28 protein-coding genes and 1 pseudogene are annotated in these 25,525 nt (G+C 70.3%); 18 read left to right on the plus strand and 11 right to left on the minus strand.

Annotation, left to right across the window (positions count from 1 at the left end; all coding sequences use genetic code 11):
- Positions 1–9 precede the first annotated feature (9 nt).
- A pseudogene (locus ACIRQH_RS12340) lies at positions 10–312 on the minus strand (2-phosphosulfolactate phosphatase); the annotation flags it as partial.
- A 238-nt stretch (positions 313–550) separates the two neighbouring features.
- On the opposite strand from ACIRQH_RS12340, the gene ACIRQH_RS12345 reads away from it, so the two are divergent.
- From ACIRQH_RS12345 to ACIRQH_RS12355, 3 genes are all read left to right on the plus strand, one after another.
- Entirely contained in the window at positions 551–1,294 is a 744-nt protein-coding gene (locus ACIRQH_RS12345; protein ID WP_388878366.1) for a VOC family protein, read from the plus strand.
- Positions 1,295–1,477: 183 nt separating this feature from the next.
- Positions 1,478–1,693: a hypothetical protein gene (locus tag ACIRQH_RS12350; protein WP_388932737.1), complete on the plus strand. Its 216-nt coding sequence runs from the start codon at positions 1,478–1,480 to the stop codon at positions 1,691–1,693.
- Positions 1,694–1,830: 137 nt separating this feature from the next.
- Complete coding sequence (locus ACIRQH_RS12355) at positions 1,831–2,214, plus strand: DUF488 domain-containing protein (protein ID WP_388878372.1); 384 nt, start codon at positions 1,831–1,833, stop codon at positions 2,212–2,214.
- 102 nt (positions 2,215–2,316) lie between these two features.
- Here the strand turns inward: ACIRQH_RS12355 and ACIRQH_RS12360 are convergent, their stop codons facing one another.
- Together ACIRQH_RS12360 and ACIRQH_RS12365 are read right to left on the minus strand one after the other, a co-directional pair.
- Complete coding sequence (locus tag ACIRQH_RS12360; protein ID WP_404225560.1) at positions 2,317–3,294, minus strand: RimK family alpha-L-glutamate ligase; 978 nt, start codon at positions 3,292–3,294, stop codon at positions 2,317–2,319.
- A gap of 87 nt (positions 3,295–3,381) precedes the next feature.
- The gene (locus ACIRQH_RS12365; protein WP_388932742.1) at positions 3,382–4,692 is read right to left on the minus strand and encodes an MFS transporter; all 1,311 of its coding nucleotides are present in this window, start codon (positions 4,690–4,692) and stop codon (positions 3,382–3,384) included.
- A gap of 751 nt (positions 4,693–5,443) precedes the next feature.
- Here ACIRQH_RS12365 and ACIRQH_RS12370 point away from each other — a divergent pair.
- Complete coding sequence (locus ACIRQH_RS12370; protein WP_404225562.1) at positions 5,444–6,634, plus strand: GNAT family N-acetyltransferase; 1,191 nt, start codon at positions 5,444–5,446, stop codon at positions 6,632–6,634.
- Between the two features lie 17 nt (positions 6,635–6,651).
- Here the strand turns inward: ACIRQH_RS12370 and bla are convergent, their stop codons facing one another.
- Positions 6,652–7,530, minus strand: a complete 879-nt coding sequence (gene bla / locus ACIRQH_RS12375) for a class A beta-lactamase (RefSeq protein ID WP_404225564.1) — start codon at positions 7,528–7,530, stop codon at positions 6,652–6,654.
- A 138-nt stretch (positions 7,531–7,668) separates the two neighbouring features.
- Here bla and ACIRQH_RS12380 point away from each other — a divergent pair, with 138 nt between their 5' ends.
- Together ACIRQH_RS12380 and ACIRQH_RS12385 are read left to right on the plus strand one after the other, a co-directional pair.
- Entirely contained in the window at positions 7,669–8,217 is a 549-nt protein-coding gene (locus ACIRQH_RS12380) for a GNAT family N-acetyltransferase (RefSeq protein WP_404225566.1), read from the plus strand.
- Between the two features lie 213 nt (positions 8,218–8,430).
- Positions 8,431–8,694: a hypothetical protein gene (locus ACIRQH_RS12385; RefSeq protein ID WP_388932746.1), complete on the plus strand. Its 264-nt coding sequence runs from the start codon at positions 8,431–8,433 to the stop codon at positions 8,692–8,694.
- An 11-nt stretch (positions 8,695–8,705) separates the two neighbouring features.
- Here ACIRQH_RS12385 and ACIRQH_RS12390 read toward each other — a convergent pair whose 3' ends face one another.
- Positions 8,706–9,386, minus strand: coding sequence for a TetR/AcrR family transcriptional regulator (locus tag ACIRQH_RS12390; RefSeq protein ID WP_404225568.1), 681 nt, complete (start codon positions 9,384–9,386; stop codon positions 8,706–8,708).
- A gap of 51 nt (positions 9,387–9,437) precedes the next feature.
- Between ACIRQH_RS12390 and ACIRQH_RS12395 the strand changes: the two genes are divergently transcribed.
- Positions 9,438–10,310 carry an SDR family NAD(P)-dependent oxidoreductase gene (locus tag ACIRQH_RS12395; protein WP_388882715.1) on the plus strand — a complete coding sequence of 291 codons (873 nt, stop codon included), beginning with the start codon at positions 9,438–9,440 and terminating at the stop codon, positions 10,308–10,310.
- 137 nt (positions 10,311–10,447) lie between these two features.
- Positions 10,448–10,954, plus strand: a complete 507-nt coding sequence (locus tag ACIRQH_RS12400) for a hypothetical protein (protein WP_358818507.1) — start codon at positions 10,448–10,450, stop codon at positions 10,952–10,954.
- A gap of 131 nt (positions 10,955–11,085) precedes the next feature.
- On the opposite strand, the gene ACIRQH_RS12405 is transcribed toward ACIRQH_RS12400, so the two are convergent.
- The 3 genes from ACIRQH_RS12405 to ACIRQH_RS12415 form a co-directional block, all read right to left on the minus strand.
- Positions 11,086–11,670 carry a hypothetical protein gene (locus ACIRQH_RS12405; protein WP_404225570.1) on the minus strand — a complete coding sequence of 195 codons (585 nt, stop codon included), beginning with the start codon at positions 11,668–11,670 and terminating at the stop codon, positions 11,086–11,088.
- 393 nt (positions 11,671–12,063) lie between these two features.
- Positions 12,064–12,870 carry a thioesterase family protein gene (locus tag ACIRQH_RS12410; RefSeq protein WP_404225572.1) on the minus strand — a complete coding sequence of 269 codons (807 nt, stop codon included), beginning with the start codon at positions 12,868–12,870 and terminating at the stop codon, positions 12,064–12,066.
- Between the two features lie 283 nt (positions 12,871–13,153).
- Positions 13,154–13,501 (minus strand): immunity 53 family protein, encoded by a 348-nt coding sequence (locus ACIRQH_RS12415; protein WP_404225574.1) that lies wholly within the window; start codon positions 13,499–13,501, stop codon positions 13,154–13,156.
- 218 nt (positions 13,502–13,719) lie between these two features.
- On the opposite strand from ACIRQH_RS12415, the gene ACIRQH_RS12420 reads away from it, so the two are divergent.
- The 3 genes from ACIRQH_RS12420 to ACIRQH_RS12430 all read left to right on the plus strand — a co-directional run bounded on the left by ACIRQH_RS12420 (position 13,720) and on the right by ACIRQH_RS12430 (position 17,152).
- Positions 13,720–14,481, plus strand: coding sequence for a L,D-transpeptidase family protein (locus ACIRQH_RS12420; RefSeq protein ID WP_404225576.1), 762 nt, complete (start codon positions 13,720–13,722; stop codon positions 14,479–14,481).
- Positions 14,482–14,612: 131 nt separating this feature from the next.
- Complete coding sequence (locus tag ACIRQH_RS12425; protein WP_358818502.1) at positions 14,613–15,311, plus strand: response regulator transcription factor; 699 nt, start codon at positions 14,613–14,615, stop codon at positions 15,309–15,311.
- Positions 15,308–17,152: a sensor histidine kinase gene (locus tag ACIRQH_RS12430; RefSeq protein ID WP_404225578.1), complete on the plus strand. Its 1,845-nt coding sequence runs from the start codon at positions 15,308–15,310 to the stop codon at positions 17,150–17,152. The genes ACIRQH_RS12425 and ACIRQH_RS12430 overlap by 4 nt, the downstream gene beginning before the upstream one ends.
- A 50-nt stretch (positions 17,153–17,202) precedes the next feature.
- Here the strand turns inward: ACIRQH_RS12430 and ACIRQH_RS12435 are convergent, their stop codons facing one another.
- On the minus strand, positions 17,203–18,141 hold the full coding sequence (locus ACIRQH_RS12435) for an RNA polymerase sigma-70 factor (RefSeq protein ID WP_404225580.1): 939 nt from the start codon (positions 18,139–18,141) through the stop codon (positions 17,203–17,205).
- Positions 18,142–18,306: 165 nt separating this feature from the next.
- Here ACIRQH_RS12435 and ACIRQH_RS12440 point away from each other — a divergent pair, with 165 nt between their 5' ends.
- Positions 18,307–18,792, plus strand: coding sequence for a carboxymuconolactone decarboxylase family protein (locus ACIRQH_RS12440; RefSeq protein WP_358818598.1), 486 nt, complete (start codon positions 18,307–18,309; stop codon positions 18,790–18,792).
- A 105-nt stretch (positions 18,793–18,897) separates the two neighbouring features.
- The gene (locus ACIRQH_RS12445) at positions 18,898–19,299 is read left to right on the plus strand and encodes a DUF6234 family protein (protein ID WP_404225582.1); all 402 of its coding nucleotides are present in this window, start codon (positions 18,898–18,900) and stop codon (positions 19,297–19,299) included.
- A gap of 45 nt (positions 19,300–19,344) precedes the next feature.
- Here ACIRQH_RS12445 and ACIRQH_RS12450 read toward each other — a convergent pair whose 3' ends face one another.
- On the minus strand, positions 19,345–19,833 hold the full coding sequence (locus tag ACIRQH_RS12450) for a GNAT family N-acetyltransferase (protein WP_404225584.1): 489 nt from the start codon (positions 19,831–19,833) through the stop codon (positions 19,345–19,347).
- A 174-nt stretch (positions 19,834–20,007) separates the two neighbouring features.
- Between ACIRQH_RS12450 and ACIRQH_RS12455 the strand changes: the two genes are divergently transcribed.
- The 5 genes from ACIRQH_RS12455 to ACIRQH_RS12475 all read left to right on the plus strand — a co-directional run bounded on the left by ACIRQH_RS12455 (position 20,008) and on the right by ACIRQH_RS12475 (position 24,599).
- Positions 20,008–20,454 carry a MarR family winged helix-turn-helix transcriptional regulator gene (locus tag ACIRQH_RS12455; RefSeq protein WP_404225586.1) on the plus strand — a complete coding sequence of 149 codons (447 nt, stop codon included), beginning with the start codon at positions 20,008–20,010 and terminating at the stop codon, positions 20,452–20,454.
- A gap of 44 nt (positions 20,455–20,498) precedes the next feature.
- Positions 20,499–22,262, plus strand: coding sequence for an MFS transporter (locus tag ACIRQH_RS12460; RefSeq protein ID WP_404225588.1), 1,764 nt, complete (start codon positions 20,499–20,501; stop codon positions 22,260–22,262).
- Between the two features lie 58 nt (positions 22,263–22,320).
- On the plus strand, positions 22,321–22,887 hold the full coding sequence (locus ACIRQH_RS12465) for an isochorismatase family protein (RefSeq protein ID WP_404225590.1): 567 nt from the start codon (positions 22,321–22,323) through the stop codon (positions 22,885–22,887).
- Positions 22,884–23,456 (plus strand): YbhB/YbcL family Raf kinase inhibitor-like protein, encoded by a 573-nt coding sequence (locus tag ACIRQH_RS12470; protein ID WP_404225592.1) that lies wholly within the window; start codon positions 22,884–22,886, stop codon positions 23,454–23,456. Before ACIRQH_RS12465 ends, ACIRQH_RS12470 begins: the two co-directional genes overlap by 4 nt.
- 204 nt (positions 23,457–23,660) lie before the next feature.
- Positions 23,661–24,599: a hypothetical protein gene (locus ACIRQH_RS12475; protein ID WP_404225730.1), complete on the plus strand. Its 939-nt coding sequence runs from the start codon at positions 23,661–23,663 to the stop codon at positions 24,597–24,599.
- A 108-nt stretch (positions 24,600–24,707) separates the two neighbouring features.
- On the opposite strand, the gene ACIRQH_RS12480 is transcribed toward ACIRQH_RS12475, so the two are convergent.
- Positions 24,708–25,358, minus strand: a complete 651-nt coding sequence (locus tag ACIRQH_RS12480; RefSeq protein WP_404225594.1) for a TetR/AcrR family transcriptional regulator — start codon at positions 25,356–25,358, stop codon at positions 24,708–24,710.
- Between the last annotated feature and the right edge of the window lie 167 nt (positions 25,359–25,525).

Genomic DNA, 25,525 nt, shown 5'->3' on the forward strand with positions numbered 1-25,525 from the left:
CCGGCGAACTCAGTCGGTCAGTGAGGGAACGGCGTGCGGGCGGAGCACCATGAGCGGGTCTTCCAGGGTCGCCACCATGGCAAAGGGGAACCGGTCGAGCTCAAGACAGAGCGCGACGTCATCGGGGTGGACGCCTTGACGCACGCCGTGCGCCAGCTCGGCGGCGGCGCGCGACTCACCGGCGCGGCGGAGGAACGCGGCGGAGTCCGTACCCGTCTCGGTGGCCCTCCGGGCGATGTACTCGGCGCACGCCAGATCTTCGTCGGCGAGCCCGTCCTCGCCGGTGACGACGAACGTGACCTGGTCAGAGCCTTCTTCGACGGAACGCGCGCCGGTCTCCCCGCCCTGGTCCTCACGGCCTGGATCGTCATCGGGGTCGCCTTCGTGCTCCTCGCCGACCGGCGCGGGCGCCGCTCCGCGGTGTCGCAGTCGGACGCCACCGACTCGACCGAGGCCGCCGATGCCTCGCATCCCGCGTCCGTCTCGCCCTGACCTGTTCGGAGGCAACGCCTGCTGACGCCGTCGCGGAGCGGTGCATAGGATCGGCGGCATGGCTCTGCGACCCGTGCAGGTGAACGTGAAGGCTGTTGATGTCTCGGCGGTCGGCCGGTTCTGGGCGGAGGCGCTCGACTGGCACGTCTCCAGCGGGGAATCCGGCGTGACCCGCCTCGTGGCGCCCGCCGGTTTCGTCTGGCCGGACCCGGACGTCGTCGGTGTCGACGTCGTTCCTGTCCCGGAACCCAAGACGGCAGCGAAGAACCGTGTGCACCTCGATCTCGCCACCACCTCCGCGGCCCATCAGACGGAGTTGGTCGCGCGCCTCCAGGCCCTCGGGGCGACGCCCGCCGACGTGGGCCAGGGCGACGTGCCCTGGACGGTCCTCGCCGACCCGGAGGGCAACGAGTTCTGCGTCCTGGAGCCTCGGGAGATCTACCGGGACACCGGTCCGATCGCCGCGGTGGTCGTCGACTGCGCGGATCCGCGGGCCATGGCCCGGTTCTGGGACGCGGCGATGGACTGGACTCCGCACGAGGTGAGCGACGATCACGCGTCGTTGCGCTCCGCCCGGGGCACCGGTCCGTATCTCGAGTTCCTTCGGACGCCAGAAGCGACGGCTGGGGAGGACCGCGTCCACCTCGACCTGCTGCCGTACCCCGGCGACGACAAAGAGGCGGAGGTCGCCCGGCTGCGGGCTCTTGGCGCCACCGACCTCGACCTCGGGCAGGGCGACGTCCCGTGGACGTGCCTGAGCGACCCGGAAGGCCATGCTTTCTGCGTCCTCGCGCTGTCCTGACGCGGAGTCGCGTCGTCGAGGCGCGGCCCGTGTACCGAGGGACGAGCAGGGTCCGCGGATGCCGACGGTCATCGGGAGTCGGGGCCATCCGAGTGTGCCGCGGCTGTGTCGGGCAGCGGTCGCCGGGTCGATTGACCATGCTGAGCCGGGATCCACACCACACCCGGCGATGAGAGGCCAAGCATGCCGAACGACTCGGTCGCACGCTTCCTGGCAGCACTGACCCCGGAGGACAGGGAGGCCGTCACCGCCAGACCCGGGGAGGAGCAGGAGAGGCTCGCTGCCGCCTGGGAAGAGGAGTTGGAGGGCGACGACGAACTCGACACCCTCGACGAGGTGTCCCCGCCGGCGGCCGAAGCCGAGGCCGCCCGCCGTGTCCTGGGCAAGGAATCCGACTAGCAACCGGGTGGAGTCCGCCCACCGGGCGTCGGCACGCAGCCGCAGCCACCTACCAGTCGGGCGGTCAGGCTGCGGAGCGGCGGCCCACGGGTCGGGATGGGTCCGTTGCCCTGACACACCGTCCGAGAGGAGACGAGATGGAGTCGGATTCGGGGTTCCGAGTGCGCCGGGTCTACGACCCGCCGGAGACGGCGGACGGTCGACGGATCCTGGTGGACCGCCTGTGGCCACGCGGGCTGTCGAAGGAGAGGGCGAGTCTCGACGAGTGGCTCAAGGACGTCGCGCCCTCGAACGGCCTGCGCGTGGCCTACCACGCCGGTGAGTTGGACTTCGCCGCCTTCCGAGGCCACTACCAGGCGGAGCTCGACGACCCTGAGCACGCCGCCGCGGTCGAGCACCTCCTCGACCTGGACGGCGAGGAGACCGTCACCCTCGTCACCGCTGTGAAGGAGCCGGAGAACAGCCACGTAGGGGTTCTCATCGCTCACCTGGTTGAGCAGGGGCGCAAGCCGCGCCGGTGAGGTGCCCTGGACGCCGACACGGCGTCGCGCGTACGGCCACGGGCAGGTCGTACGGGGCCGTCCGGGGCGGCCCCGTCGGGGCGACGCCCCGGACGGCAGTCGTCAGGAGCCCGCCGCGATCCGGTCCCGCACATAGGTGACGAGTGCCGCCGCCACTCGGGAGCGGTGCGGCTCCGGCAGGTCCTCGTAGGCGGCCGAGACGGTCATCCACTCGTTGAAGACAGGTCCCCCGCGGGTGAGGAGCCAGTCCACGCACAGGTAGTCCGCGTCGACTCCCGCGGCCAGCCGTTCGCTGAGCGTGCGCACGCGGTCGTCCCCCTCGAAGGAGGCGCCGGACCCACCCTCACTCACGTTGGCGAGGTACGAGCCCGCCTTCGGGCGGCGCAGCATCACGGCGACCGCTTTCCCTCGGTGCACGTACACCCGTACGTCGCCGTCGTTCTCCTGGAACGGCTGCACCACCGCGCCCAGCGCCGCCGGGGCGAGGAGGTCGACCGCGGCGGTCAGTTGCTCGGGGCCCTCGGTCTTGAGCACCCCGAAGCCCATGGCCATGGCGCGGGGCTTGACCACGTAGGGGCCGGGGCCCAACTCCCGGTCGACCACGGTCAGTACCCGGCGGGCGTACCGTCCGAAGGGCACCGCGACCGTGGGCGGGACCGGGATGCCGAGTGCTGCCGCCGTGTGGCACATGGCGAGCTTGTCCGATCCCAGGGACTCGGCGTCCCGGATGCCGTCGTTGAGGAGCACGCGACCGGCCGCCCTGATGGTCCGCGTGATGGCCTGGACGTGGCGCCCGATACCCGCGTCCCACGTCCAGTCCGACAGCAGGAAGGCGTGACCGCCGTCGAGCAGGTCCTCCTCGTCCAGGTACAGGCGCGGAGCTCCGCCGGACCAGGCCGGTACGAGGTCCCCGGAGTGCACCACGCGCACCGGCAGACCGTTGCGCTCGAAGAGGTTCACGCGGTCGGAGCCCTCCTTCTGCAGCAGGAGGTGGCGTCGCGGGTCGTAGTTGTCCGGATTGGTGATCCACACGATCGCGGGGGCGCGGGGCTCGTCGGTCCGGGAGAGTGCGTCGGTCACGGCAGGGGTTCCGTTCGTCGGGCGGACGGGTGGGAGGGCAAGAGCAGCGGTGATCGGCCATGGTGGGGCGGGCAGGGGCGGCGCTGATCAGGTGGCCGCCAGGGGTTCGCCGGCGGGGGCGCCGGTCGGCAGGGTCCGCATCCGGCGCAGCGGGGAGAGGAAGAGCCAGAGGAAGGCGAGCGAGGTGCCGACCGCCCCGGTGAGCACGGCACCGCGCGCACCGAACACCTCGGCCAGCACACCGCCGCAGAGGCTGCCGACGGGGCGTGCCCCCCAGGCGAAGAACCGCACGGTGGCGTTGACCCGGCCCAGCCGGTCGGGCGGCACGGCACGCTGGCGGAAGCTGACCTGGGCCACGTTGTAGACCACGAGCGCGGCCCCCAGCCCGAACAGCGAGACGCTGACCAGCGCGAGTCGCCACCCGGGCTGGACGAGGGCCGCGAGCAGGGTGAGCGGGGCGCCGCACGCCACGCTGTACTTCACCGCCGTCGCGTCCCCCAGCGTCTCGATGAGCCGGCGCACCACGAGTGTGGCGAGGACGCCTCCGAGGCTTCCCGCCGTGAGGAGCAGACCCACGGTGGTGGCGGGTACGGCGAGATCGCGGGCGAGCAGGACCAGGAGCATCGCGTAGGACATGCTCCAGAACAGGGTCAGCGTCGTGGAGCACAGGACGATGGGCCGGAGCAGCGCGTCCCGTGTCACCAGCCGCACGCCCTCGGCGATCCCCCTGACGAGTTGGGGACGGTCCTTGCGGGACGGGAGCGGCTCCGGCCGCCGGATCAGGGCGACGCACAAGGCGGACCACACGTACCCGAACGCCGTCGCGACGATGGCGAGCGGTGCGCTCGCCAGTTGGATGAGCAGACCGCCGGCGCTCGGGCCGACCACGCCGGCCACCTCCTCCACGCCGGTGAGCCGGGCGTTGGCGGTCACGAGGCGGTCGCCACTGACCACGTGCGGGAGATAGCTCTGCTCGGCGACGTCGAAGAAGACGGTGAGGACGCCGGTGACGAGCGAGACCGCGCACAGGTGGACCACGTCGAGGGTGCCCAGGGTCCACGCCACCGGAATGCTGCCCAGTGCGGCGGCGCGGCCGAGATCGCAGGCGACCATCACCGGTCGCTTGCGCATCCGGTCGACCCATACGCCCGCGGGCAGTCCGACGACGAGGAACGCCACCGTCTGGCAGGCCGCGACGGCACTGACCTCGAACGCGGAGGCGTGCAGCGTCGTGGTGGCGAGGATCGGCATCGCCAATCCGAGGAGTCGGAAACCGAGTTGGCTCAGCGCCTGCGCGGTCAGCAGCAGGCGCAGGGCGCCCACCTCGCCCGCGCCGGCGGTGGAACGGGGTGGTCCGACCATCACCAGGCCTTTCCAGAGGGCGTGGTCCCGTGCCATCACGGAACCGCGGCGCTGCGCACACCGAAGGCGGGGCCCGTGGACGACGGTCTCCGGAGGACGGATCGCAGCCGCCCGGGTCCCGCCGGGGAGCGCGACGACGCTAGAGGCGGCACGGGGGTGCCGCAAGCGGCGGAGAGGCGAAGGAGAGCGGGCGGAGAGACGTGAAACGGCCCGAGGCATAAGGGAGTTGGGGATACCTCGCGAACCTCCCCGCATCACTGCAGGTCATCATCCCCCATCGGTTTTCCGCCGATTTTCGCCGACGAGCCGCGACAATGGCGGAGACGTCCCTTCAGTGGCATACGAGTGCTTGCGTCGCAGGGGGCGTTGACCTACGTTGTCCTCGCCGCCGCGCCGCGGGTGACGGCACGACCACCCCCGCCGCGGTTCGTACCGCTCCGCACCCCTGATCCCGGCCCTCCCGCCGTGTGCCGGTGCGATGCTCCTCCCCGCCCGCCGGACGTGACACCCCCTCCACTCCTGTGCTGTGCCCTGCCCGCGACGGTTCCGCCCGCTCCCGCACACCTCGTGCGGCGGCTCGGCCCGTCAGGGCGCTGCGCAGGCACGGGTTTGCGGCATGCCGCTGTGGGAGGGGTCTGACGAAACGGCACCATCGACCAGCACAGAAGACTCCGTCAGAAGCACTGGCCGACGGGAGCCTCCGACGGCTCCGGAAGCCCGGCCGGCCGCCGGACCCGCACACGACGGCACCATCACCGGCCGCCGTGACGCCGATCAGGAGAGCACCGTGCAGATTCCGGACGTGGACATCAGGGCCACCGAACGCGCCCGACTCAGACCGCCGTTACCGCGCCCGATGGACGAACAGCCCCTGACCGTCGGCACGTCCGGCCTTCCTCCCGCTCTCGGGGTCGTCCGGCACGCCGCGCATCTTCCCCGGGCGTCCTGGGACCGTCTCGCCGGCCCCGACGCCGCCTACCTGGCGACCCGTTGGCTCGACGTGGCGGAGGACACCTCCGGCGCGGCCATGCGCTACATCACCCTCACCGACGGCCAGGGCCTGGCCGGTGCGCTCGCCACCGCGGTCGCCGACACGAACGCCCCATGGCTCGCGGGCCGCCCCGACACCGTGGTGCGGTTCTGCGCGGCGGAGGGACGGCAAGGCGCGGGGGAGCTGGCGGGCGACCTGCCCGACGACCTCGCCGACGCTCTGCTGCCGGGTCTCGTCTGTGGGGGCCGGCACCTCGGCCGCACCACTCTGCTGAGCCGCGACGGTCACGAAGGCGTCGGCGAGAGGCTGTTGGGTGCCGCCGAGCGTCTCGCGGACGAGGAGGGGCTGCGCAGCGTGGCCTTCCTCCATGTCGACGAGCACGACACCGCGCTGCGGACCCTGCTGGCCGGCCGCGGCTACCGCTCCTTCCACTCCGAGGACTATCACTGGCTGCCGGTGCCGCAGGGCGGCTTCGCGGAGTACGCCGCCGGTTTCTCCGCTCACCGCCGTCGCCGGATCGGCGCCGAACGCCGGGCAGTGCGCGACGCCGGTGTCCAGATCGCCTCTGCGCCACTCGATCCCGCCGACATCCCCCGCTTCGCGGAATTGGAGACCACGCTTCTCGGCAAGTACGGGATGAACGCCTGGACCCCCTCGCGGTCGGCGGCCATCCTGGAGCGCGCGCTCGGCGCCTGCGGTCCTGACGCGCTGGCGGCCACCGCTCGTCTCGACGGCGAGATCATCGGCTTCGCGCTGATCGTGGTCCACCGCGACCGCTGGTTCGCACACCGTGCTGGTTTCGACTACGCCGCCCAACGCGGGCTGCCGCTCTATTTCGAGCTCCTCTACTACCACCTGGTCGAGGCCGCGGCCCGAGCCGGTGCCACCGTCATCCACTACGGCACGGGCAGCGGCGCCGCCAAGACCTCACGTGGATGCCTCGGTTCACGGCAGTACGCCTACCTCCGTACGCCCGCCCTCGTCTGACGGACGGGCGGCACCGCTCACCCGCGCGAGGTGGCGACGACGATCTCGGTGGCACGGGCGATGAGCTGGTCGTCGTAGGGCGCGTCCTGGGTGGTGCGGCTGGAGAGCACCGCGAGGACGATCGGGGCGGCGTCGGGGGGACGGACGATGCCGATGTCGTTGCGTGTGCCATAGCTCGCGTTGCCCGTCTTGTCGCCGACCTTCCAATGAGCGGGGACTCCGCCGCGGATCAGCGCGTCGCCGGTGGTGTTGCGCCCGAGCCAGTCGATCAGCAGCGCGCGCCTCCCGGCGTCCAGGACGCCTCCGAGGGTGTAGGCGCGCAGGGTTGAGGCCAGGGCGCGGGGAGTGCTGGTGTCGCGCGGGTCGCCCGGGGTGGCTTCGTTCAGAGCGGGTTCGTACCGGTCGGCCTGGGTGGTGGTGTCGCCCCGGCCGGCGAGTTCGGTCTGGAAACCCTTGGGGCCGCCGAGTTCGTCGAAGAGCAGGTTCCCGGCGGTGTTGTCGCTGTAGCGGATGGCGGCATCGCACAACGCGCGCAACGACATGCCGGACTCCATATGCCTTTCGGTGACGGGGGAGTGGGCGACCAGATCGGCATGCGTGTAGCGGACGACTCTCTCCAACCCTGCCGGCGTGTTCTTCCTCAGTACCGCTCCAGCGGCCAGCGCCTTGTAGGTGGAAGCGAAGGCGAACCGCTCGTCCGCCCGGTACGCGACACTCTTTCCATTGCCGGTGTCCACGGCGTAGACGCCCAGCCGGGCATCGAATTCCCGCTCCAACTCGGCGAAGGCGGGCGCCGAGTTCGCAGGCGCAGCCATGGCGCGTTGCGCGGCGCCGAACAGGGGGACGGTCGCAAGCCCGGTCAGCGCGGCGAGCGAACCACGACGAGTAAGTGCCATCAGTTCATCCTGTTCGTTCGACTTTGAGTTGCTATTGCCGATCTTGTATACCCGACGTCACCCTCCGTACGGCCCTACTGGCGTGGCGGAGCGGGAGCCACGGTGCGGGCCGACCTGGCACCGGGGCAGGATGGGCGGATGGAACAACCCCTTGACGTGCCCGAACTCGATGCCCGTGGCGGATTCACACTCCGGCCGTGGCGTCTTTCGGATCTTCCGCTCGTCCATGAAGCATCCGAGGACGACTACATCCCGTTGATCACGACGGTGCCGTCGCCCTACTCCGACGCCGCCGGTGTCGCGTTCATCGAACGGCAGTGGAGCCGGGCGACCACGAGAGCCGGCTACCCGTTCGTCATCGTGACCTCCGACGATCGGCCGGTCGGTCAGGTGGGGCTGTGGCTGAAGGATCTGTCACAGGGGCGTGCGTCGATGGGTTACTGGGTCGCCGGATCGGCGCGTGGTCAGGGCGCGGCGGTGGCTGCCGTGGACGCGGTGGCCCACTGGGCCCTGCGCACCCTGCGAATTCCCCGCCTCGAACTGTGGATGGAGCCCGAGAACTCGGCATCCCTACGCACTGCGGAGCGCGCGGGGTTCCAACGTGAGGGACTGCTGCGGAAATGGCAGCAAGTGGGAGACGAACGCAGGGACATGTTCATGTACGCGCTGCTGAATGATGGGCTGTGATGGCGGATGTACTGATCCACCTGCGCGCTCCGGCCTCGGGGTTCCGGTCGGGGGCCATCGCCCGGGCGTCCCTGTCGCAGCGCGTGCGGCCACCACGGACCGGTTCGTGGTGCGACCGCGTCTCGTCGGGGATTCGTCCAGGCGCCGACCAAGACCGCTGTCCGGAAATCAGCCGGCAGGGTAGTTTGCCCTGATTTGGGGTACGCGGCATTCATGATTGCCGAAACGCACACGGTATTGGCCTTCTCGTCCGCCGGGGTCTTGTGGGTCACGGTGGCGGGCGTTTTCGTAGTCGCGATCCTGCTCGCGGCATTCGTTCTCGGTAGTCGGCGCACCGCCGAGCGCCGGGTGTCCGCCCCCGCGCCGCCCGCGCCTCAGGCGGCAGAGGTGCGCCGCCAGATGGAGGACCCGCCACGCAGCGGGGCCGACTGGAGCACTCCCGACGACGACCCCGAGCAGGGACGACCTCATCGCTGAGGGGCCGACGATCACCCCTCGTCGGTAGCGTTCCGGGGCTGCCATGTCGTTTCGCGGGCGTTCGCGACCATGCGTACGAGGGTGTCGACGAGTTCGTCCGCAGAGGTGCCCAGACTGTCTGTGTCGAGGTGGCCGCTGAGTTCCATGTCCGCGATGCCGTGCGCGCCGGCCAGCAGAAGGGCGCCGTACCGGCGTGCGTCCTGCTTCCCGACGAGGTCGGCGACGATGGTCATGAATTCGCCCTGGAAACGTCCGGCCGCCCGCATCCGGTCCGCGACCGGGTCGCCCGACGGATCGCACAGCTGACGCCGGACGTGATCGAGTCCCTCCCCGAGTTCCTCGGGGCGGTGTCCGGGCCGTCTGAACAGCATCTGGTACAGGTGTGGCCGGTCCCGGCCGACGGTGAGGAGGCCGCGGAGCGTGCCCCGCAGCCTGTCGGAAGCCGACAGGTCCGCATCGGTCCGCAGGGCGTGGACCTCGTCGGCGATACGTTCCCAGCTCTCGGTGGCGACAGCGGTCAGCAAGCTGTCCTTGCCCGTGAAGTGCCGGTACGGCGCTCCCCGTGACACGCCCGCTCGCGCGCCCACCTCGCGCAGGGTGACCGCTTCGGGGCCGCCGAGATCGAGGAGCTCGGAGGCCGCGTCGAGCAGCGCGCGACGGGTGGCGGCGGCGGATTCCGCGCGGGTGACCATGGCGTCCATCATACAGTTGACAGTGTCATCCGAACCGGTAACGTGGTTAAGGTGACAACGTCATCTGAAATGCAGAAGCTGGTCGTCGTAACCGGAGCCTCCACCGGCCTGGGTGCGTCGACCGCCCGCGAACTCGCCCGCAGGGGCTTTCACGTCCTGGCCGGCGTACGACGCGACCGCGACGCCGACGCCATCCGATCGGCCGGCATCGAACCTGTCATCCTCGACATCACCGAGCCCGAGCAGGTGAAGGCCGTGGCCGCGCGGGTCGCCGCCGACTCCCGCGCCCTGCACGCACTGGTCAACAACGCCGGTGTCCAGGTGAACGCCCCGGTCGAAGCCCTGCCCATGGCCCAGTGGCGGCGGGTGTTCGAGATCAACCTGTTCGGCCACATCGCCGTCACCCAGGCGCTCCTGCCCGCACTGCTGCGCAGCAAGGGCCGAGTGATCAACATCAGCTCGATCGGCGGCAAGTACGCCATGGCCACGTACGGCGCGTACGCGGGGGCGAAGTTCGCCCTGGAGGCAGTCAGTGACTCACTCCGCCGGGAGGTCGCGCCGCTGGGCGTCCAGGTCGTCGTGGTCGAGCCCGGCGGCGTCCGCACGGAGATCGCGGCCCGCGGGATCGCGACAGCGAACGACCTGGCCGCGCAGATGACACCGGAGCAGGACGAGCGCTACGGCGGCCTGGTCCAGGCGAACAACAGGTTGATGGCCTCGGGCACGGAGTCGGGCCTGACCGCCGATGCCGCAGCCCAAGTCATCGCCAGAGCCGTGACGACCCGCAGACCGCGCACCCGCTACACCGCAGGCCGGGATGCCGCCCTGATCATGCGTCTCGGCCGGTTCCTCTCCGACCGCACACTCGACCGCATCCTCGCCGCCAACCTGCGCCGCCACTACCCGAAGGAAGCCACGGCGTGACCGCCGGGACCGAGGTGACGCGCGGCTGGTGACCCGGGCGCGCTCCGCCAGCTCAGCGGCGCCGCGTCAGCCTTTCACCGGGGGGGGGAGAGAGAAATCGCGGTGCGTTGGAGCGGGCTGCCGGGCAGCATGGGCGGATGCCGGATCTGCTCTGGGACGACGTCAGGAACTTCTTCGATCCTGATCTGATGGGTGCTCTGCCGGATGTCTCGGTGCCGGGCACCTCGGTCGAGGAGTGGCAGGCGCTGTTCGACCTGGTCCGGTCGAGCCGATGGACCTGGCGCTATTCCGACGGAGGTGTGCCCGGGCCACTGCCTTCAGCCGTCGAGGTGCTGTCACGTCCACCTGATGCGGACGCGGTCGACCTGCGGGTCTGGCCGGCGCCGGACGTACTGGCGATCTTCTGTCCGACGTCTGCCGAAGGGATCTACTTCGACGTCGACCTGCGCGAGCTGCAGGGCCAGACAGGGGTGGACATCTTTTGCGGCTTCCTGGGGGCGATCGGCCGTCGACTCGGGAAGCCGGTGCTCATGACAGGCGAGGGCGACTACGACAATCCGGTCCTGGGGTTCGACCCCGTGGCCGACCGCGTGGTGCTGCTGGCAGATCCTCGCCTGATCGCGCTGGTCGCCCCTGGAGCGTGACCATCCGGCCAAGTCCGCCGAGTTCCGCCTCGAAACCGGGCCGGGGCATCAGCACGGGCTGGTGGCCTTGGGCCAGGTGGCGAGGCGGGCGAGGTGCCGGTGGGGGAGGGCCACGGGTGCCAACTGCCGGCTCACGCCTTGGGGACGGTCCATTCGACGGGGTCGCGCGAGTCGACGTCGTAGACGACGCCTGTCGGTGTGCTCCCGTGTTTCACCGAGAAGGTGATCTTTCCTCGGTAACAGGTGCCGGGTCTCACCACTGCACCGCCGACCGAGTAGACAGGTTCGGCGACTCCTTCGGCGCTGATCCTGGGGGCGGCGAGGCGGGTGCCGTCGGCGTAGCGGAGGCTCCAAGGCCCCTGAGCGACGATGACGTTGGTGCTGTCCGTGGCGGCGCAGACCTTGACGTCGAGGACCGCCCAGTCCGGGTGGGGGAGGCCGGAAGCCTCGTCGGGCAGGGAGACGCCTTGGGCGGGCTGGCGGTAGCCGATGACGGTGGTCGTGCCGCTGATGTGACTGCCGTCGGTGTCCGTGTCGCTCCAGTGGGATCCCGCGCCGAAGGCGAGCGCATCGGCAGCGGGAGACGAGGTCGGCTTGCCGCTGGACTTTGCTGCTGCGGCCGGTGCGTCGGCATTCGGTCCACTGCCGGCCGTGACGCTGCAGGCGGTGGCCGTGCAAGCGATGAGCAGGGCTGCGGCGGCTCTGCGGACGAGCATGGTCCCCCTGGGAAGTACTGGTGCTGAAAGGGAATCATGCGGTGCGCAAAGCCCGAGTGGGGCGGGTGTGTCCATCTTGTGATCTTGTGGGCGGCGAGCTGTTCGCCGGGCCTCGCAGACGCCGTACCCTGCGTGGGCACCGGTACATCCCGTTCGATTGCCGGTGCCGTCGGGCCGTGCTCATGAGAGCCGGGGCGAGGTCATGGGGCGGCCTGGCGCAGCGTCAGTCCCGTGAGCCAGTACGGCACGAGCTGTCTCGCCAACGGGCTTCTCCGTGAAGAGGAGCCCCGGGGATCCCGTTCCCGACGGCGTGACCGCATCCGGGTCCACGGCGTGGCGCCGGCCCGTCCTGTTCCCGCCGGAGCGCCGTGCCGGCGGATTCTCCCTCCGGCCCTACGCCAGCGGCGCGGGGCGAACCGTGAGGATCTGTTCGGCGCGACCGACCGGGCCATCGACGTCGTGAAGGACCGTGCTGGTGAGGCCCTGCCCCGTCGGGCCGAAGGCGACCGTGGTGTCGAGACCTGTCCACGCACCGTGCGGTTGGCGGTGCAGGTGGACGGTCAGGTCGACGTTGGGGAACATCCACTCAGTGGGCGACTGCCGGACGGCGATGCCGTTCGCCGTGTCGACGAGGGCGAGATATGACGCGAGGGGACTGACGGCGACACCGGCGACCAGATCAAGTGGCGTCGACACCCAGGCAGTTGTGCGGCCCGCCCGGGGCGGTGCGAGCGGGCGGACGTCCAAGGAGGCGATGTAGCCGCCGGGCCAGACCTCGGACATCGGCCACGCGGCGAGCGAATCGGGGTGGGGGAGAGGATCTCCGCCGCCGTCGGCGACGGCTGAGGTGTCTGCGGTGGCCAGAAACCAGGCGCGTGCACGGACGACCGGCCGATCAGCGATCCGCACGACCGCCTCCAGGAGTTCGATGGTCCGACCGGGACGGACGGTCTCCACCTCGATCGTGCACTCATCGAGAGCGAGGCTGCCGAGGATGTCGTAACTGACCCGGGCGAGCGCCAGTTCACGGCCCGGGCCTGCCGCCTGGTGGCGGTCGAGGGCGTGCACGATCAGCCCGCCCAGCGGACTGAAATGCTGCTCCTCCGGGTCCCAGGCACCGCCCGCGTGCGTGGTCGGTTTGTATCGGTGGTCATCGATGGCTTCGAAGTAGCTGCCTCGCGGACCCGTGGACACGGACAACGGCTGTCTCTCCCTACGCGTCATGGCCTTCCCGAGGGAAGAGCCGGCGTGACGTCAGCCGGCCGGCACGTCGGCGCCGGCCGATCGTCCCACCGAGGTGACAAAGTGTACGGCGCACATATTTTCCCGGCCCGGTGCCCTTCTCCCGCTGCCGAACCGGCCCGGTACGGCACGGAGTTTCTGGTGGCGGGGACCTTCACGTGCCGGATGCGAGGTGCGGTCGGCGCATTAGGCGAGAGCACGCGTGGAGGGCGCTTCGGCAACGTCGTAGACCACGAGTTGATCAGGACTGGCCCACCTCAGGAGCGATGGGAGAGTGCCGGTTCGTCTCCACTGAGGTGGCCCACTCTCGGAACAGGCCCAGCAGCTCGGAGAGGTTGAGCGGTCCGCAGGCAGCTTCAAAGACCTTGTCCGACACCTTCGTGATCACCCAGTCGGATTCACTGCGCCGGAGGTGGATCCCCGCGTAGGGCCGGCCGGCCAGAGACGTGTCTTCGAGATCGATGTCCACTGTCCAGCCCGGGTTGTCGAGAGTCGCGATCCGCACGCCCCACTCGTGTTCCCAGTCGCCGTCACACTGAGCTGCGTACCATCGCTGCAGCCAGTCGAGTTCCCCACCGGTGTCCGCCATGGTCGCTGATCCTATGAGGACATCCTCGACCGAGCTCGTGCCGATCGAGTCGGGCCCGGCAGACTGCCTGCCGGCTCCGAGCACCGCCCGCGGGGGGCCGACCACAAGCGTCCGATGATCAAGTCCCCGGATCATGGATGAAACGCCCCCGCCGAGGTACTCCACCGCATTGTGGATGACCTGACGAGTTCCTCATATGCCTGGGCCATGGTCGGAGCATGATCAACCCCGTACACCGCGTTCCGATCGCGATCGCCGCCGCTTCGTTTCTGCTTGCCGGGTGTGGCGCCGGCGCCGAGACCGACCGCCTGGGCACCGGAGTCGGCGGCCCTTCGGCGCGCCCTGACGTCGTGACGCTGGATCCGGCGTCCGCCGCCTCGCCGGATGCGACACCGCAGGACCTGCCGGGACTGGGGCCCAAGACCCGGTCCGCGGTTCCGGCCCGGAGTCGACAGGCCGTCGTGGTGACCGGCAGGGGCCAGGACTCCCCGCAGTCCACCGTGGTGCTGTACGAGCGCACGAAGGAGGGCTGGCGGGCGGGCCCGAGTATGCCCGGTCACAACGCCCTCAAGGGCTGGAGCGAGCACCACCATGGCGGTGATCTCCGGTCCCCCATCGGCGTCTTCACCCTGACGGATGCGGGGGGCCTGAGGCCGGACCCGGGAACCCGGCTCCCGTACGACCGCTCAAGTGGCTTCGTCTCGCCCGGCACCGGGTTCGAGGGCGAGTCGCTGTCCGGTTCCTTCGACTATGTGATCGCCATCAACTACAACCGCAAGCCCGGCACTTCACCCCTGGACTGGACCCGGCCGATGGGGGCGGACCGGGGCGGCGGCATATGGCTGCACGTCGACCACGGCGGCCCCACCCACGGATGTGTCAGCCTTCGCGAGGACGACCTGAGGCACCTGATGCGCGCACTGGATCCCGACCGGCACCCCGTCGTCGTCATGGGGGACGCGGCCGCGCTCGCACGCTGACAGCAACCGGGCGAGAACCAGGAGGAGGGGCTCCCGTCGTAGCCACGCAGAGGGCTGTGAGGAACGTGTCAGGGTGTGGGAAGCCCCTCTCACCGGCCGGTGCGCGGCCGGATGCGCATAGCATCGGCGCCGTGTGCGCACATGTGCTGGTCGCGGAGGACGACGAGAAGCAGGCCGAACTGATACGCCGGTCGCTGCTGGGGGAGGGGCACACGGCCACCGTCGTCCACGACGGCGGAGCCGCCCTCCAGGAAGCCCGGCGGCACCGCCCCGACCTCGTCGTCCTCGACCTGATGCTCCCGGTGGTCGACGGCTTCGAGGTGTGCAGGGAGCTGCGGAGAGACGACGACATCCCCGTCCTGATGTTGACCGCCCGCTCCACCGAGGACGATGTACTGCTCGGCCTCGAACTCGGCGCCGACGACTACATGACCAAGCCGTACAGCCCGCGCGAGCTGATGGCCCGGATCCGTGCGGTCCTGCGCCGCGGCGGACCGCTCGCGGCCGAGCAGCACAGTGATCCGACCCTGCGCGCCGCAGGGATCACGATGGACCCGGTGCGGCACACCGTCCGGTGCGACGGCACGCCGGTGGACTGCACTCCGGGCGAGTACGAGATCCTCCTCGCGATGGTGAGCGAACCCGAGAGGGTCTTCTCGCGACGACAGTTGCTGCACCACACCCGCGGCATCGACCGGGCCTCGACCGAACGCGCCATCGACGTCCACATCATGAACCTGCGCAAGAAGATCGAGGCGGACCCGCGCAGCCCCGTACGCCTGCTGACCGTGTTCGGCGTCGGCTACAAACTCAGCGGAGGCCGCGGGTGAGCCGTGCGCTGCCGCTGCGCAGAAGCCTTCTCGTACGGCTGTTGGTCACCTCCGTGCTCATCGCGGGATGCTCCGTGGCGGCGACAGCCTGGCTCGCCGTGCAGACCACGACCCGGGCCATCCAGGAGGAACAGGGACAGGTACTCGCCGACGACATGGACATCCTCCGACAGCTCAGCGGATACGCGGCCACCCATCCGGACTGGACGCACGTCGCCGGGACCCTGCGAGCGATCTCCCACCGGACCGGCCGCCGCATCGCCCTGACCACGACGGGCCGCATCCCCATCGCCGACTCCGCAGACCACAAGTCCTCCCTTCCCCTCAAGGCCGCGGCCACCGTCGATCCCCTGCGCACCGACACCGACACCGAGCCCGGGGCGCAGCTCTCCGGCGTCGATCCGCGCGCCGTGGGACCGTACCGGCTGCCGACGGCCGAACGCCTGAAGGTCGCGAAACTGGCCACCGTTCGCCAACAGTGCTTCGCCCGCAACGGTGTTCGCACCCGGATGGAACGACTGCCGAGCGGCCGGTCGTACCTCACGAACCTCGACCCGCGGGCAGAACCCGGCTACGTGCCCACGGAGTGCGCCGACGGGAAGCTCAACACCCCAACCGGGACCGAGCAAAAGGCCCTGGACACCCTCTCCGGACTCGCCCAGTCCTGCCTGGACCGGCACGACGTGCACCTCGACGCTCCCGTGGCCCTGACCGTGGACACCACGACCGGATCAGCCGCGGAGCCCTACTTCATGGGGAAGAGGCCGGTCGAAGAGCAGGGCGTCCAAGCCCGTACGGCGAAGGCCTGCGTCGACACCGCGCGCCGCCAACAGCTCACCCCCTACGTCGCACCGGCCGCGGAGCTCTTCCTCGGCACCGGTGACAGCGCCACCCCGCGCTTCAACATGTCCACCGCGAACAAGGTGAAGGTGGCCGGGGTCGCCGGACTCGTCCTCGCTCTCACGGTGGCCGCCACCGCGCTGATCGCCCTTCGCCTCGTACGTCCGCTCCGCGCCCTGACCGCGGCCGCACAGCAGCCACCGGAGCAGCACGTCCGTGTCCCGGTCACCACCCACGACGAGACAGGCGTGCTGGCCCTCGCGTTCAATGAACTCACCGAGCGCCGCGAACGCATGGAGGCACAGCGCAAGGCGATGGTCAGCGACATCGCCCACGAACTGCGTACCCCGCTCACCAACATTCGAGGCTGGCTGGAGGTGGCCCGGGACGGTCTCGTCGACCCCGACCCGGAACTGCTGTCCTCCCTGCACGACGAGGCGGTGATCCTCCAACGCGTCATCGACGACCTCCAGGAGCTCGCGGCCGCGGACGCCGGCACCCTGCGCCTGCACCGCGAGGAGATACGCGCCGACGAACTCCTCGAACAGGTCGCCGCGGCCCACCGCGTGCGCGCGGAGGACGCGGAGATCCGCCTTGTCGTCGACGTGGCAGGCACCCTGTGGCTGAACGCGGACCCCGTCCGGATGCGGCAGACCCTCGGCAACCTGATGTCCAACGCGATCCGGCACACACCGGCAGGCGGCACGATCACCCTGCGCGCCCGCCGCGAGGACGATCGGATCATCCTCGAAGTGACGGACACCGGGGCCGGCCTCGAACCCGAAGACCTGCCCCATGTCTTCGACCGCTTCTGGCGGGCGGAGAAATCCCGCAGTCGGCGTACCGGTGGCAGCGGCTTGGGCCTGGCCATCGTCCGGCAGCTCGTCACCGCCCACGGCGGAACCGTCACCGTCGCCAGCACGGCCGGCACCGGATCGGCCTTCGCCGTGCGACTTCCCCGCGTCGAGGGGCCCGCCGTTCCGACCGCGGCATCCGTCTGATGGCCCGACCTCCCTCCGATGGCTGCGGCACCCATGCGAGGACCCCCGCTTCAGCGGCGCAACGTGGTCTTGCGCCACAGACGCGACAGTTTCTCGGGGTTGCGCACGGAGTAGAGCCCGGTGATGAAGCCGTCGTCCATCCGCAGCGCCAACACCGTTTCGATCTGTCCGTCGAGCCGAAGGATCAGGGCGGGGCAGCCGTTGACCTGAGCCGACTCCATCGACCTCGCTGCCAGATTTCCGAGTCCCGCGGAGAGGACCGCCGCGACCGCCTCCGCGCCGACGACGGGCGCGAGCGCGGCTCGCGCGATGCCTCCGCCGTCGCCGAGGAACACGACATCCGGGGACAGGACGTCGAGCAGGTGCTGCAGATCCCCGGTGGCGACCGCTCGTTGGAACGCCGCGAGGGCGTTGCGGGTGTCCGCCGCTGACACGACTCCGCGCGGCCGGCGTGCCGCGACATGGGCCCGAGAGCGGTAGGCGAGCTGGCGGACCGCTGCCGGGGTCCTGCCGACCGCGTCGGAGATCTCCTCGTAGTCCAGCTCGAAGACCTCGCGCAGGACGAACACCGCGCGTTCGATCGGCGTGAGCGCTTCGAGGACCAGCAGCATGGCCATCGAGACGTGCTCGGCCAGTTCGACCTCGGTGGCCACGTCGGGGGACGTGAGCAGTGGTTCGGGCAGCCAGGGGCCGACGTAGGACTCCCTGCGGCGACGGAGCGTGCGCAGGCGGTCGAGCGCCTGGCGGGTGGTGATCCGGACCAGATAGGCGCGGTGATCCTGCACGATGTCGAGATCGACGGTGTTCCAGCGCAGCCAGGTCTCCTGCAGGACGTCCTCCGCGTCGGCCGCCGAGCCGAGCATCTCGTAGGCGACCGTGAACAGCAGATTCCGGTGGGCGACATACGCATCGGTGGCGGGGTCCGATGGACTTCGGCCGTTCCCGCCGATGCCGCGATCGTCAGGTGCGGGCTGCGCCGGTGCGGACATGGGTGCTCCTGTCTTCTTCCTTCTCCGTCACCCACCCGACGCCGGAGCCCCCTGTTCCGTAACACCGGACGGGCGTGGTCCGCCTCACATCGCACCGGTGTTACGCCGACGCGGGTGCCGTCGTCCTGTGCTCGTCCACTCACCATGGCAAGCGAGGAGCACATGATGGAACCCCGTTTCGACCTGAACGCGAACGCCCTCGGCGCGAAGATCGGCAAGCGGTTCGCGAACACCAGCGTGGCGATCGTGCAGTCGAGCCTGCCGAAGTCGCTGATCGAGCTGGTGGAGTTGCGCGCCAGTCAGATCAACGGCTGCGGCTACTGCGTCGACGCCCACACCAAGGAGCTCGCGGCGGCCGGCGAACCCGCGGTCCGGATCAATCTGGTCGCCGCCTGGCGCGAGTCCACGGTGTTCACCGAGGCCGAGCAGGCCGCGCTGGCGCTGGCCGAGGAGGGCACCCGCCTGGCCGACGCCCGGCACGGCGTCTCCGACGACACCTGGGCCCTAATCCGTAAGCACTACGACGACGACCAGATCGCCGCGCTGGTCTACCTGGTCGCCATGATCAATGCCGCGAACCGGCTCCTGCTGATCACCAAGACGAAGGGCGGTTCCTACCGGGCCGGAACCTTCGACACCGTGGCGAGCTGAACGGCAGCGTGACATCGGTCCGCCCGCGATCAACCGATGGCGGGCGGACCGGAGTTGAGTACGCGTGCTCATGTCCACCGCTCCCGACCGCGGCATCCCGCACCCATGACCGACACCCTTTCCGCCCCGGACAGCCGGCGCCCCTGGTCGCGCCGGACCCGCCTGGGCGTGGACCTCGCCTTCGCGGTCCCGTTGTTCTTGTCGGGGATCGCGTGGCTCGCGTTCGACTGGATATACGCCTTCGGGCTGGAGGTGTGGGCAGCGCAAGGAGACGAAGCACGGATCGACGCCGCAAGCCTCGCGCACATGGAGCGCCTGCGAACGCTCCTGATCGCCCTGCTCGTACCGGCGGTTCTTGCGGGAATCTTCCGTGCCCGCTGGACGGTGATCGCGCACCTGCTGATCGCCCTCCTGGCAGGAGGAGCGCTGACGGCCGCGCAGAACGAGTGGGACAGCGACCATGACCTCCCGACGGCCACGTGCGTCCGCTACAGCGCGAACTGTTGACCCCGACGACTCGCGGACCGGGCCGGGACGAAGGCGCTCGCGGCGTCAGACTCTCCTGGCGGTCCGCGCGCCCGGCGGGCGCACCATGAAGACGTCGACCGGATCCTCGGTGTCGACGACGAATCCGTGCCGCTCGTAGAGTCGACGGGCCGCACTGCCCTGCAGCACGTTCAGGCGCACGGTCGTGCCGTGTGCCTCGGCCCGCCGCAACACCGTGCGCAGGACGGCGGATCCGAGCCCTCGGCCTTGATGCCGCGGTGCCAGGTAGAAGTGCTCCAGCCACTGAGCGCCCTCGGCGGGCCGGACCGTGACGCAACCCATGACTTCGCCGTCGTTCGTGATGATCGACGTGTGGTCCGTGGAGAAGGAGTCCCGCAGACGCTGTCGTACGCGATGTTCGTCGTAGCGTCCGAGGCGTTCCAGATCCGCGCGCATCACCGTGGCCCGTAGCTCCGCGATCACCTCGATGTCCGCGACGACGGCAGGACGCAGCGTCCAACTCCCCCCGAGCGCCGAAGCGGTCTGCGCAGGCACTCCCACGTCCGATCGCGTCCGGCTCCGCGGTATCTCGGCATTCATGGCCGGAGTATCGCAGTGCGCCCGCTCCGACCCGGCACGCGGGCGCCCCGACGAGGGGCCGGCCGGGGCGGCGGAGCCGGTGATCCGGCGCGAATACACTAAGGCAAGTTTATAAGGTAGCCTTAGTATATGAACGAGGACCTGGATCCCGGCCCCGACGCGGTCGCCGCAGTCCTGCTGGCGAGCCTCAGCCTGCTCGTGCGACGGGTACGGCAAGTGCCGGTCGGTGGCGGACTCACCATGCCCGAGCGGAGCGCCCTGTCCCACCTGGAGCGCTCCGGCCCCACGACCTCCTCGGCGCTCGCCCGAGAGGCGCAGATCACCGCACAGGCCATGGGGGCGACGCTCGGCGCGCTGCGGGATCGTGGCTTGGTCGAACGGAGCCCGGATCCCGACGACGGCAGACGCGTGGTGCTGACGGTGACCGAAGCCGGGCGGCAGGCGCTGAAGGACAAGCGCAACGCGCGGACAGAACTCCTCGCGCAGGCGCTGACCGGCGGCGCCTTCACCTCGACGGAGCTGGAACGGCTCGCCTCGGCCGCGCCGCTGCTGGAGCGTCTGGCACGGAACATCTGACGACGCCGCGATATCGCGACACCGGACCATCGAGGAAGCGACTGATGCCGGTCATCTCCAATCCGCCCGTCCTGAACCGACCCCTCGGGGACCGGTACAAGTGGACGGCCCTGTCCAACACGACCGCCGCCGTCTTCATGTCCGCGCTGGACGGCTCCATCGTGCTGATCGCCCTCCCGGCGATCTTCCGCGGCGTGCACCTGGACCCGCTGGCCCCGGGCAACATCGCCTATCTGCTGTGGATGATCATGGGGTACCGGCTGGTCCAGGCCGTCCTCGTGGTCACCGTCGGCCGCCTGGGAGACATGTACGGCCGCGTCCGCATCTACAACGCCGGGTTCGCCGTCTTCACCTTCGCCTCGATCCTGCTGTCTTTCGACCCCTTCGACGGGGGCCACGGCGCGATGTGGCTGATCGCCTGGCGGGTGCTCCAGGCCGTCGGCGGATCGATGCTGACCGCGAACTCCGCCGCGATCCTCACCGACGCCTTCCCGGAGGAGCAGCGCGGCTTCGCCCTGGGCATCAACCAGGTGGCCGCCCTGGCCGGCATGTTCATCGGCCTGGTCGCGGGCGGACTGCTCGCGGCCTGGGACTGGCGGGCGGTGTTCTGGGTGAACGTGCCCGTCGGCGTGTTCTTCACGGTCTGGGCCTACCGCACCCTGCGCGAGACCGGCAAACGCGGCGGCGGCCGGATCGACTGGTGGGGCAACATCACCTTCGCGGTGGGGCTGAGCGCGGTCCTGATCGCCGTCACCTTCGGCCTCCAGCCCTACGGCGGCCACACCATGGGCTGGACCAACCCACTCGTCGACACACTCATCGCCGGGGGACTGGTTCTCCTGGCGGCGTTCGTAGCGATCGAGAAGCGCACCGCAGCGCCGATGATCCAACTGAGCCTCTTTCGCCAACGGGCCTTCACCTTCGGAAACCTCGCCGGTCTGGCCATCTCGATCGGTCGGGGCGGGATGCAGTTCGTGCTGATCATCTGGCTGCAGGGCATCTGGCTCCCGCTGCACGGCTACGACTACGCCGACACTCCGCTGTGGGCCGGCATCTTCATGCTCCCGCTCACCGCCGGTTTCCTCGCGGCCGGGCCGGTCTCCGGCTACCTCTCCGACCAGCTCGGCTCCCGGGGGCTGGCGACCGGCGGCGCGCTGCTGTTCGGGGCGAGCTTCCTCGGTCTGATGCTCCTGCCGATCGACTTCAGCTACTGGATCTTCGCGGTGCTGATCGCGCTCAACGGGATCGCCAGCGGTATGTTCGCCGCACCCAACTCCTCCTCGATCATGGGCAGTGTCCCGGCCCGACTCCGCGGAGTGGCCTCGGGTATGCGTGCCACCTTCCAGAACTCCGGAACCGCCGTCTCCATCGGTGTGTTCTTCTCCCTGATGATCGCCGGACTGGCGGGCAGCCTCCCGCACACCCTCAGCGCCGGACTCCAGCAACAGGGCGTATCCGCTCACGTCGCCGCCCAGATCGGCGGCCTGCCCCCGGTCGCGTCCCTGTTCGCCGCCCAACTGGGCGTCAACCCGGTCCAGCACCTTCTCCAGCCCAGCGGCGCCCTGACCCACCTGACCGTCGCGCAGCAACAGGCCCTGACGGGGCGTGAGTTCTTCCCGAGCCTGATAGCCGGGCCCTTCCACTCCGGCCTGGTCATCGTCTTCGCCTTCGGCGCCACCCTCGCCTTCCTCGCCGCGATCGCCTCCCTGTTGCGCGGGACCAACTCCGCCGCCGGGATCCTCAAGGCGCCCACGGCCGTCACCGGCGACGCCCAACCTCGTCGATCCGACAGGTCCACCAGCGGCTGAGGCCGGCCAACTGCCCGCCCCAGCAACCGACAAGCCGACCTCCGCAGGAGAGAAGACCATGGCACTGACGACCCTCGATCCCACGGCCGCACTGGTCGTGATCGACCTGCAGAAGGGGATCGTCTCGGCGCACGCCGACCCCGCGACCACCGCAGCCGTCGCGCAGGCCACCCGGCTGGCCGACGAGTTCCGGCGGCACGACCTTCCCGTGGTCCTGGTCAACGTCACCGGCCGCGCGCCAGGACGCACCGACACCGGCGGATCCGCGAGCGGCGGCGCGATGCCGGCCGGCTGGGCGGACCTCATCGAGGAGCTCGATGCCCGGCCGACCGACCACCTGATCACCAAGCGGCGGCGCAGCGCGTTCCACGACACCGGCCTCGACACCCTGCTGCGGGACCTGGGCGTCACCCAGGTGGTGCTCGCGGGCATCTCGACCAGCTCAGGCGTCGAGTCGACGGCACGCTCGGCCTCCGACCACGGCTACCACGTCGTCCTGGCCACCGACGCCATGAGCGACCCCGCCGTGGACGCTCACCGCCACAGCGTCGAACGCGTCTTCCCCAAGCTCGGCGAGACCGCCACCACCGCGGAGGTCGTCACGATGGTCGAGGCGACGCGATGAGCCTGCTGGGCCGACTCCTGATCAACCGCAGGGCGGGCGAGGCCCACACCGCGTGGAACCTGCCCAACCTCCAGGGCCCTGAGGTGGTCGCCCTCACCAGTCGCCACTTCGGCGACGGTGACGCCGTGCCCCTCGCCCACGCCGAGAAGTACGCCGGCGGGGACAACCTGTCACCTCACCTGGCGTGGACCCCGCCGCCGTCCGGGACGGCGCAACTCCTCCTGGTCGTCGAAGACATCGACGTCCCGGTCGGAAAGCCGGCCGTGCACTGCTTCGCGCTCGTGGACCCCGCATCCGGGCACCTGGAAGCCGGCGCACTCAACGCACGGGAACCGGTTCCCGGAGTGCGACTGCTCAAGTCCACCATCGGGCGGGGCTACCACGGCCCCGCGCCCGTCAAGGGGCACGGGCCACACCACTACATCTTCCAACTCTTCGCCCTCTCAGCCCCCGTGGACAGCGGATCCGGCGCCACATCGGTGGACCGGGCGCGACCGCGCACCCTCCTGCCGGCCATTACCGCACCCGTCCTCGCACGGGGCCGACTGACCGGCGTCTTCGAACGCTGACCGCAGGACCGAGGCGCAACGCAGCCCGCCCACTCGGGTTCCGCCTTCCTACGCGGTCGGAGAGCGGACGACCCGGCGCATGCAGGCACGGGAGGCGCCGTCGTACCGACGGCGTCTCCGCCCCTCTGAGGCACGTGCGCACCGGGAAGAGGGCCCGGCGCCGGTCGCGGCTATGATCCGCAGCGTCGAGAGGTGGGGATCTTGGTGGGGATATTCCGGCGCGGAGAACGTCGCAACGCGGAGGACCTCCCGCGCGACGGGGAGTTCGCCTTCCTGTCCGAGGCGGAGGCCGCCCGGCTGCGTACCTTCGTCCGCGAGGCCTTCGCCGAGCGCGGTATCGAGGTGACGGTCGAAGGAGGCCGCGTGACCTCGGGCGTCGGTCGCAGTTTCGGCCTCGCCAACCTCGCCGCCGTATGCCACAACGACATTCGGGGCCCCCGACGTTGGCGATCGCTCGTGGACGAACACGTGGACCGGGTCGTCCGATCGATGGGTGGACCGCAGGCTCTCAAGACCCTGTCGCGCGACCACATCCTGGCCCGGCTCCACCCTCGCTTCATTCCCGGTGAGCCCAAGCTCCTGAAGGCCTTCGGGTACGGCCCGCGGTCGGTCCCCGGACTGCTGGAGGTCCTCGCGCTCGACCTCCCCGAGACCGTCGACATGCTGACCGCGGACTCGCTGTCCGAACTGGGGGACATGGCAGCCCTCCGCGACCGCGCGTTCGCGAACCTGAGGGCCGTCCGCGTGGACAAGCACAAGGTGGTCCGGGACAAGGACGGTTCCCGTTTCGACGTGCTGATCGGTGGCTCGTACTTCATCGCGAGTCTTGCCCTGATCCTCGACGAAGTCGCCGGCCGTCACACCAAGGGCGCGGCGGCACCGGACGGCATCCTGGTCGCGCTGCCGCATCGGCACCAACTCGCCTTCCACGTCGTGCGCGACGGCGGCGTTGTCCCCTCGCTGCACACGATGGCCCGGTTCGCGGCGGCCGGATTCGCGGAGTCACCCGGCGCGTTGAGCCCGTCGGTGTTCTGGTGGCACGAGGGCAGCTTCACCGAGGTCGCCACCCAGCACGACACCGGCCTGCACGTCGAACTCACCCAGGAGGCCATGGATCTGGCCGCACGCCTTGCGGGTGGTTGACGAGCCCCGGCTCGACCGAAGCTCTCGGCGCTGACGAAGTAGCGCTTCCCGCGCGGAACGTGACCGGCACGGGAGCGCCGACCACGCCGCTGCGCTCGCGCGGGCCGGTCAGATCGAGGCCTCGACGTGGGCGAGGTGGGCGGCCAGGATCTCTTCGAACGCGGTGCCTCGGTCGACTCCCAGAGGGCGGACCTCCCGGGCGAAGTGGGCCAGAGCGGGGAAGCGTTCCGGGTCGGCGCCCAGCACCGCCACCCGGAACAGCTCCATGCCCTGTTCGTACTCCTCGGGGGTGATGGTGCTGAACCCCGCCTCGGAGGTGATCAACGAGGTGAGGAGGACCGCGATGCGGTGGTAGTGCGCCGGGATCTTCTCGTCGGGCAGTCCCGATGCCTGCAAGGCCTCCAGCACTTCTTCCATGATCAGCCGGGAGCCCGCGCCGCTCGACGCGTAGCGTCCCCAGACCGCGGCGAGCTGGGGTTGCTGCCCGAAGGCCTCTCTTACGCGCAGGGCCAGCGCGGTGATGCGCTGCTTCCAGTCACCCTCGGGCGAGTAGCCGTCCACGGCCGCGAGGAGGATCCGGTCGGCCACCGCGCGCAGCAGCTCCGTCTTGCTGCGGAAGTGTCGGTAGAGGCTCGACGAGTCCGTCCCGAGGGCAGCGGCGAGCTTGCGCACGCTGAACGACTCGGCGTCGCTCGTGCGCAGCAGTTCTGCCGCCGCGTCCAGGATCTCCTCGGTCGCCCAACGCCTTCGACCTGCCATGTCCGCTCCTCTCGCAGGGTCCCAGCCTAACCTATGCACTTGGTGTTGCACGCACCGCGTGCATAATGGGTACATGGCGTGCCGCGTGGCCCTAGACGAGGCGGCCCGGCGTGCCACTCATGCCCGGTCACCGGGTCGGGCGACCGACGTGGAGCCCACCCGGCGAG

It is taken from the genome of Streptomyces sp. NPDC102279 (assembly GCF_044766365.1).
Taxonomy (GTDB): domain Bacteria; phylum Actinomycetota; class Actinomycetes; order Streptomycetales; family Streptomycetaceae; genus Streptomyces.

Excerpts from the sequence above, each read along its gene's own strand:
- ACIRQH_RS12435 (WP_404225580.1), bottom strand. The coding sequence starts at position 18,141 with ATGTCCGCACCGGCGCAGCCCGCACCTGACGATCGCGGCATCGGCGGG.
- ACIRQH_RS12440 (WP_358818598.1), top strand. The coding sequence starts at position 18,307 with ATGGAACCCCGTTTCGACCTGAACGCGAACGCCCTCGGCGCGAAGATC.
- ACIRQH_RS12455 (WP_404225586.1), top strand. The coding sequence starts at position 20,008 with ATGAACGAGGACCTGGATCCCGGCCCCGACGCGGTCGCCGCAGTCCTG.
- ACIRQH_RS12405 (WP_404225570.1), bottom strand. The coding sequence starts at position 11,670 with ATGCTCGTCCGCAGAGCCGCCGCAGCCCTGCTCATCGCTTGCACGGCC.
- ACIRQH_RS12365 (WP_388932742.1), bottom strand. The coding sequence starts at position 4,692 with ATGGCACGGGACCACGCCCTCTGGAAAGGCCTGGTGATGGTCGGACCA.
- ACIRQH_RS12350 (WP_388932737.1), top strand. The coding sequence starts at position 1,478 with ATGCCGAACGACTCGGTCGCACGCTTCCTGGCAGCACTGACCCCGGAG.
- ACIRQH_RS12380 (WP_404225566.1), top strand. The coding sequence starts at position 7,669 with ATGGAACAACCCCTTGACGTGCCCGAACTCGATGCCCGTGGCGGATTC.
- ACIRQH_RS12445 (WP_404225582.1), top strand. The coding sequence starts at position 18,898 with ATGACCGACACCCTTTCCGCCCCGGACAGCCGGCGCCCCTGGTCGCGC.
- ACIRQH_RS12480 (WP_404225594.1), bottom strand. The coding sequence starts at position 25,358 with ATGGCAGGTCGAAGGCGTTGGGCGACCGAGGAGATCCTGGACGCGGCG.
- ACIRQH_RS12415 (WP_404225574.1), bottom strand. The coding sequence starts at position 13,501 with ATGGCGGACACCGGTGGGGAACTCGACTGGCTGCAGCGATGGTACGCA.
- ACIRQH_RS12470 (WP_404225592.1), top strand. The coding sequence starts at position 22,884 with ATGAGCCTGCTGGGCCGACTCCTGATCAACCGCAGGGCGGGCGAGGCC.
- ACIRQH_RS12355 (WP_388878372.1), top strand. The coding sequence starts at position 1,831 with ATGGAGTCGGATTCGGGGTTCCGAGTGCGCCGGGTCTACGACCCGCCG.
- ACIRQH_RS12420 (WP_404225576.1), top strand. The coding sequence starts at position 13,720 with ATGATCAACCCCGTACACCGCGTTCCGATCGCGATCGCCGCCGCTTCG.
- ACIRQH_RS12400 (WP_358818507.1), top strand. The coding sequence starts at position 10,448 with ATGCCGGATCTGCTCTGGGACGACGTCAGGAACTTCTTCGATCCTGAT.
- ACIRQH_RS12390 (WP_404225568.1), bottom strand. The coding sequence starts at position 9,386 with ATGGTCACCCGCGCGGAATCCGCCGCCGCCACCCGTCGCGCGCTGCTC.
- ACIRQH_RS12465 (WP_404225590.1), top strand. The coding sequence starts at position 22,321 with ATGGCACTGACGACCCTCGATCCCACGGCCGCACTGGTCGTGATCGAC.
- ACIRQH_RS12385 (WP_388932746.1), top strand. The coding sequence starts at position 8,431 with ATGATTGCCGAAACGCACACGGTATTGGCCTTCTCGTCCGCCGGGGTC.
- bla (WP_404225564.1), bottom strand. The coding sequence starts at position 7,530 with ATGGCACTTACTCGTCGTGGTTCGCTCGCCGCGCTGACCGGGCTTGCG.
- ACIRQH_RS12460 (WP_404225588.1), top strand. The coding sequence starts at position 20,499 with ATGCCGGTCATCTCCAATCCGCCCGTCCTGAACCGACCCCTCGGGGAC.
- ACIRQH_RS12345 (WP_388878366.1), top strand. The coding sequence starts at position 551 with ATGGCTCTGCGACCCGTGCAGGTGAACGTGAAGGCTGTTGATGTCTCG.